Genomic DNA, 7,189 nt, shown 5'->3' with positions numbered 1-7,189 from the left:
AGTCTGTGCGGTATATTACTAATTGCAGCTTTATATACCGGATATCAATTTCGGCTTCGTAAGATTCATGAACGTAACCGCGCCCTTGAAAACCGCATTGCTGAGCGTACTCAGGAATTGCAGGAAAAAAACGAACAGCTTCGCGAATTGAATCAATTGAAAGACGAGTTTCTGAATATTGCAGCGCACGACCTCCGCAATCCGCTCAATTCGATTTTATGTACCAGCAAAGTCATTTTGGACGAAACCAAAAACCAAAATTACAAAGCTGACGAATATTTAGCGGATGATCTGGAACTCATGCACCGGGCATCTGAACACATGTTAATACTGATCAACAACCTGCTGGACATCGCCAAAATCGAGGCCGGCAAAGTTGAACTTCAGCTTGAAAACCGTGATATCATCAAACTCATTCGGGAACAAATCGAAGAAATACGAACTGTTGCCAAACAAAAAGAAATTAAAATTGAATTTAAACCAAGTTACAGCGAATTGCTTGTCAAAATTGATAAAGAAAAAATGTGGCAAGCCGTCAGCAACTTATTAAGCAACGCTGTAAAATTCACCGATCGTGGTGGTCAAGTTCAGATATCAGTTTTCGGCAGCCAAGAAGAAATTCAAATATCGGTTGAAGACAGCGGCCGTGGTATTCCAAACGAAAAGATCGATCAGGTATTCAATAAATTCAGCGACCTGAGCCGTGTCGGTACGAACGGCGAACGCGGCACGGGCTTAGGAATGGCGATTACAAAAAAAATTATCGAATTACACGGCGGGCGCATCTGGGTCGAAAGTGAAAATGGAAAAGGCACTCGCTTTACTTTCACGTTACATTCACAGGAAAATCATGCCTCTTAAAACAATCAGTAAACAACTGCTCAGTAAAATCCCTCAATTTGATCCTGAACACAAGACCAAAGTATTATGCGTGGATGATGAACCATCGATTTTAAGCGTTATTCAACGCGGATTAAGCGACGATTATGAAATTTTTACTGCGCCCGGCGGTACGGAAGGATTAAAAATTCTGGAAGCTCATCGGGATATTATTGTGATCCTGTCCGATCAAAAAATGCAGGATATGAACGGCACCGATTTTCTTGAGAAGTCTCAAAAAATCGTTCCCGATGCTATCCGGATCATGGTTAGCGCGTATTCGGATGTTAGCGTGATGATGGATGCCATCAACAAAGGTTTTATTTATAAATTTATCCTGAAACCTTTCGATCTTGAAACGTTGCGGATCAATATCAAACGGGCCGCCGAGCATTATTTTCATAAAAAAGCATTTGAAATTGCTTACCAGGAACTCGAAAAAGCCCAGAACCAATTGATACAGGCTGAGAAAATGACGACGTTGGGAAAACTCATGAGCGCCGTCGGCCATGAACTGGGTAATCCGATTTCGAACATGCATCAGGCTTCAATCCTGGCCAAACATGAGTGGGCTCTTTTAAAAGTTTTGTTTGATCGCACGTTGAAGGCCGGTTCTTTCGAAGATTTGCAACGTATAACAGAATGGATTCATCAAAATAATCTTGAATTTTCGATCACGGAATTTGAATCCATTTTAAATACTATTCACAATGCTTCAGATCTGGCCCGTGATATTATTCAGGATATCAGAGGATTTTCAAGGCTGGATGATGCAGAGTGGACAAGCGTCAATATAATTGATCAGATCGAACGCGCTATTAATCTGCTCAAAAATAAATATAAATACGCCGTTCATTTCCATCGCGATTATCAGCCTGTTGCAACCATCAAAGGTTTGGCGGGACCGTTGACACAAGTAATGCTCAACCTGATTTACAATGCCGCTCAATCGATAAAAGACCAAGGCAATATTTGGATCAAAACATGGAATGAAAACGGTTCAGTCAAGATTTCCATCAAAGACGACGGAAGCGGAATTTCCGCTGAAAATCTGCCACGGATTTTTGAGAGCGGTTTTACGACCAAGAGCGAAGAAGAAGGCACCGGGTTGGGATTAACGATTAGTTATGGCATTATCGAAAAGCATAGTGGAACGATCGACGTATGGAGCGTGATCGGTAAAGGCTCGGAGTTCGTAATTACGATACCAAAAGAAAAATAAAAATTTTCCCGGACGCTTATTCTTTTTCTATTTTCTGCCTCAGAAAAGTCGTCATGACGTGATCTAAAATCATCTGAATATCTTCGACTGGTCCGTATTCGCCTTTTCCAGTAACAATATGCAAAACTACTTTCGATTGTTCCTTCATTTTGCCTCCGTCGAAGCCAATTAGTCCAACAGTGATTGCTCCTACCGAATTGGCATATTCGAATGCCTTAACTACATTCGGTGAGTTACCACTGGCTGAAATTCCAATGACGATATCTCCCGATTGCAAAAGGTTTTCCAATTGCGCAACAAAAATATTGTCGTATCCTATATCATTGCCCAGCGCGGTTAGCGTCGCTACGTTGTCGGTTAAACTCACAGCTCGGATAAATTTTTTGCCTTTAACTTTGGTTCCGTTGCACAAATCATTGGCCCAATGTGATGAACATGCAGCGCTACCGCCATTGCCAATTAAATAAACCGTGCGGCCGTCATTCCGAGCCTGATATAATAAATCAATGATTTCAGCAATTTTATTCGCATCTAAATGAGATAATAATTCGGACAAATATTTCAAATACCGCCGTACATAATCTACGGCGGTGTTTGATTCGGCAAAATTTTTCTGTAGCTGGTTCATTCAACTCCTATTTAATGAATAACATTTTTTTGCTAAAAACCCGTTTGTCGACTTGTAATCGATAAAAATAAATGCCCGAACTTACCGTCTTGCCGGTGTGATCCTGTCCGCTCCATTTAATTGCCTTAAAACCCGGTTCCTGAATGGAATTGACCAACGTCACAACTTCCTGCCCTAACGCATTAAATATCGCAAGCTTAATTTTAGCCCGCGTAATTAATTCATATTTAATCGTTGTTTCAGGATTAAAGGGATTAGGATAATTTTGATGCAAGAAAACCTGAGTTGGAATTTTTGGATGTTCCGGATCAACTGGCATTGCATCAACCATTATGGTATTGCCATTAGAAGCGGTATATAAGCCTTGTCCGCTTGTATTACCGGCAACGATATTTGAAACAACCGGGCTTCCCCCTGTTTCATAATAAATCGTTGCTACCGGATGATAACCTGGAGCAATTGTTTCATCATTTAATGAATATACTAAAACACGTGTGCTATTAAACGCCAACTGCATTGTTGAAGCTGAAACGCCGAGCTTGACAGAGACGATCGTTGCGTTATGAATATCAAATTGAATACCTCCTAAATCAACCGTGCTGCCGGAATAAATCACCATTGAATCAATCGACGACGCAGAGAAGTAAGTTTTAAGTAATCCGCCTTCTCCAAGGCTCCATTCAATAATCGTATTCAGATCGAAAAGATTGACTTCACCGTCACCATCATGCTCAGGATAAACGTCTGCAATTTTTTCTTTATTTTCCAATGAAGGCTGCGTGAATACCGGCAGCCCGACGATAATTCGGGCTGTTTCTTGTACGTCCAATACATTCACGGATTGATCTAAGTTAACATCCCCTCGGATAGCGGTTATAACTTTTCCCGGTACAACATAAACGGATGCAGGTTGATTATTTGTTCCGCTTGCCAAAATATTGTCGATCAATACATCAACAGTATCAAAAAGTTGTGATGCAGCATTTACAGAATAATAAAGCCTGCCAATTACGCCATCTCCGGATTCAATAGTTTTTTGACTTGATGAAAATACAATTGCTTTTTGGATGTCCTTGTTAAAAAGGATCTCCATTTCACCGGCACGATTAAGCAATTTGATCGAATCGATTTTCACAACATTGGGATCACTCATTAAGTTAAATTGCAGACCGCTTACTAATTTCGAATTCTCAAGGCTCATTTCCAACACTCCGGTTTGCCCGGGAAATGTAAAATTTTGATTGAGCGCCAGCGTCACTTCCTCTGTTACTTCCTGGATGGTCAGAAATTGATCAACTGCGACGTTAGTTCTCTTGGTGACAATTCCGGACGGCCATTCAATAATCAAAGAATCGACAACGATCGCATCGCCAAGACCGAAATTACCACTCAAATTATTTTGGCTGCGGTTGCCTGACAACACTTGAAGTTCTTGTAGTTGCCATTTTTGAATCCCATTGATGGTCGCTTTGACTCTTAGTTTAGCGCCTATAGCGGATTTATTAGATATTACTCCGACACATTTTATTTGCAGCCAATGATTAGAATTCCCTGAATTTTGAAATAGAGAATTTGCAACATTGCCGATATTACTCAAGAATATATCAGCGTCCCCATCATCATCGTAGTCACCCCAAATACATCCATATGTTGAATAAATCTCTGTCGTAAGTGGTGAATCCGATATTTGTGTAAACGTATCGTTTCCGTCATTTCTATACAAATAATTGGCATTGGCGCTGTTGCCTCCTCCGGACAAAAATACATCCAAATCCCCGTCGTTATCAAAATCAGCCCATGCCGCACCTGCATAAGCTCCGTGTTCAGTAACAAGCGCCAAGCTTGTAATTTTTGTAAATGTACCATTTCCATTATTACGGTACAAACAATTTGCACTTAAATGATTGACAACAAATAAATCCAAAAAACCGTCGTTATTGTAATCGATCCAGTTACAACTCTCAGAATTATCTGAATCCGTCACAATGGCACCCGTAGTAATTCTCGTAAAAGAACCGTTACCGTTGTTATGAAACAGAAAGTTACTCCCATACCAATTTGTAACATATAAATCGTCATTACCGTCATTATCATAGTCTCCCCAACAGCCAAAACGTGAATTGCCGACAGTGGTCACAATATCTCCGGAAGTTACCTTCACAAAAGCTCCGTTACCCTGATTCTGATATAACGCATTAGCCTGTCCGTATTGATTGGCAACGAAAAGATCTAAATCGCCATCATTGTCATAATCGGACCAACTTCCGGCAACTGCATTCATTATATCATTTACAACCGGTCCTTCAGTTATTTTTGTAAAATTCGAATTACCGTCATTACGGTATAAAAAATTCTTTTGATTATAATTAGCAACAAACAAATCAAAATCACCGTCATTGTCATAGTCAGCCCATGAACCGGCTTGCGATTTTCCCCCATCATTGACGATTATTTTGTCAGTAATTTTAAAAAATATTCCGCCACCGTCATTGCGATACATGCGATTGTTTTCGGATGAACCTTCCGTTCCGCAGGCAACAAATAAATCCAGGTCGCCGTCATTGTCAAAATCACACCACGATGCGCCGAGTGAGCTTCCGCTGTCGGCAGCTATAATTCCTTCAACTTTTATGAATTGGCTACCGACTGCTTGTTTGAATTTCTGTGAATAACCAATATTTTGAAAAAATAATATTGAAAAAAGAATGTACAGAAACGTACATGTCGCTGGTAAATACCGTTCCACTTTCATATGCCCTCCCGTTTCAGAGTTAATGACCTACGTAAATGATTTTACTGCCTTGCGGCTCAAAAGAAAATATTACCTCTTGCAAAAAACCCAATGCCTGGCGAAGTTCTTTTTGCTTGTTAGGTTCTGCAAAAAGCAAAATAAACCCGCCTCCACCTGCGCCTAAAAGCTTGCCGCCCAATGCTCCATTCTGCAATGCTAATGCATAAATTTTGTCGACATCAACATTGCTTATGGTTTCCGTCAAACTACGCTTCAATTGCCACGAAGCATCAAGCAGCTTTCCGATTTCACTAATATCTCGATCCGAGGTTAAAATCGAGCTTATTTCAAAAGCATAATCCCGCATTTGTTTTAAAAAATTAAATTTATTTACAGTTTGTTTTTTTTGTTCGTTTAAAATAGATGAGGCCGCTCTGGTCTGCCCTGTATAAAACATCAGTAAATGGGAATTAAATATTTGTTTCCTATCCGTTGAACAAATTACAGGGTCGACAAAAACAGTTTCATCTGAATTAAAGCGAATATTCTGTAATCCACCGAAAGCGGCAATGTATTGATCTTGTTTTCCAATCGGTTCGCGAAGAACTTCAATCTCAAGCTCACAAGCTTCTTTTGCCAGACGTTCGGCTGATATAAATTCACCTTTATACGCGTATAAAGCATGTAATAATCCTACTGTAAAACTGCTGGACGACCCAAGACCAGCTTGAGATGGAATATCGGCGACCGATACAATTTCCAATGCCTCCTTTAATCCTACTTTTTTCAACGCTTCGCGAACGATCGGATGATGAATCTGTTCCACTGAATCAACAATTTCGGTCTTGGAGTAACTCACTCGAATTGTGTGGTCAAACCGCTTGTTGACGGTTATATACATATATTTATTAATGGCCGTGCTGGTTACAGCCCCAAAATCATGCTGATAAAATTCCCGCAAGTCCGTTCCCCCACCTGAAAAACTAATTCTAAAAGGAGTCCTTGAAATAATCATTACATTATCGGATGGTTAGTGATATAATTTTCAAAAACACTTAATCGTTGTATGTTACCAATATCATAAAAACGCTGATTGGTGATATACGCAAAGAGTTTACGCTGTTCAACCAAGCTTGGAAAAATCTCCTCTTCCAATGATTTTTTTTTCTTATCCGGAATTAAGTCACAGACATTCTTATTAAAAATAGAAATACCGGCATCTACATAATTCAGATCATGGTCGTTTGAATTCTTTTTATACTTCAAAATAGTGTCCTGTGCATCAACAGCAATGTTACTTGTTACGTCCGTATTTTCTCGATTGTCATATACAACAACCATCCCTGCCATGCTTGAGTAATTGAAACTATTCTCAAGATTTTTCAGATCAATAGGTAGGAAGGAATCCCCATAAATCAGCATAAATACTTCTTGTAGTAATGATTGAGCGCCTTTTAATGCCCCACCAGTCCCCAGTGGCTCATTTTCAATGGAATAGGAAATATTCAATCCAAGATCGTCTCCATCTTTAAAATAGTCTTGGATATAGTGCCCCAAATACCCAATCAGAATTAATACATCGGTATAACCGAATTTTTGAAGGTATTTTAATTGATAGTATAAATAAGGCTTTCCACCCACCACAACCATTGGTTTAGGAATTTCATAAGTAAGAGGCCTTAAACGGGTACCCATTCCTCCGGCCATAATTACAATCTGCATCTGTAAT

General features: G+C 39.8%; 6 protein-coding genes. 2 read left to right on the top strand and 4 right to left on the bottom strand.

The annotated features are described in order from the left end of the window. Positions 1-861, top strand: an 861-nt coding sequence (locus K1X84_07970) for a HAMP domain-containing histidine kinase (GenBank protein ID MBX7151561.1), incomplete at its 5' end; no start/stop codon positions are given. Beyond that, a complete protein-coding gene (locus K1X84_07965) occupies positions 851-2,101 on the top strand; it encodes a response regulator (GenBank protein MBX7151560.1) in 1,251 nt (416 codons plus the stop codon). The genes K1X84_07970 and K1X84_07965, both read left to right, overlap by 11 nt. A gap of 16 nt (positions 2,102-2,117) precedes the next feature. On the opposite strand, the gene K1X84_07960 is transcribed toward K1X84_07965, so the two are convergent. The 4 genes from K1X84_07960 to K1X84_07945 are packed head-to-tail and all read right to left on the bottom strand — an operon-like array spanning position 2,118 to position 7,167. Further along, positions 2,118-2,729, bottom strand: a complete 612-nt coding sequence (locus tag K1X84_07960; protein ID MBX7151559.1) for an SIS domain-containing protein — start codon at positions 2,727-2,729, stop codon at positions 2,118-2,120. A gap of 7 nt (positions 2,730-2,736) precedes the next feature. After that, entirely contained in the window at positions 2,737-5,481 is a 2,745-nt protein-coding gene (locus tag K1X84_07955; GenBank protein ID MBX7151558.1) for an FG-GAP-like repeat-containing protein, read from the bottom strand. A 19-nt stretch (positions 5,482-5,500) separates the two neighbouring features. After that, on the bottom strand, positions 5,501-6,475 hold the full coding sequence (locus K1X84_07950) for a GHMP kinase (GenBank protein MBX7151557.1): 975 nt from the start codon (positions 6,473-6,475) through the stop codon (positions 5,501-5,503). Further along, a complete protein-coding gene (locus K1X84_07945) occupies positions 6,475-7,167 on the bottom strand; it encodes a hypothetical protein (GenBank protein MBX7151556.1) in 693 nt (230 codons plus the stop codon). Before K1X84_07945 ends, K1X84_07950 begins: the two co-directional genes overlap by 1 nt. Positions 7,168-7,189: the final 22 nt, after the last annotated feature.

The sequence above is a fragment of the bacterium genome (assembly GCA_019695335.1).
Lineage (GTDB): Bacteria > CLD3 > CLD3 > SB21 > SB21 > JABWBZ01.
Note: the sequence above shows the minus strand (reverse complement) of the source record. Positions and strands in the feature narration are given on the sequence as shown.

Bases quoted from the DNA above. Each gene is read 5' to 3' on its own strand.
- K1X84_07955 (MBX7151558.1), bottom strand. From the start codon at position 5,481: ATGAAAGTGGAACGGTATTTACCAGCGACATGTACGTTTCTGTACATT.
- K1X84_07950 (MBX7151557.1), bottom strand. From the start codon at position 6,475: ATGATTATTTCAAGGACTCCTTTTAGAATTAGTTTTTCAGGTGGGGGA.
- K1X84_07960 (MBX7151559.1), bottom strand. From the start codon at position 2,729: ATGAACCAGCTACAGAAAAATTTTGCCGAATCAAACACCGCCGTAGAT.
- K1X84_07965 (MBX7151560.1), top strand. From the start codon at position 851: ATGCCTCTTAAAACAATCAGTAAACAACTGCTCAGTAAAATCCCTCAA.
- K1X84_07945 (MBX7151556.1), bottom strand. From the start codon at position 7,167: ATGGCCGGAGGAATGGGTACCCGTTTAAGGCCTCTTACTTATGAAATT.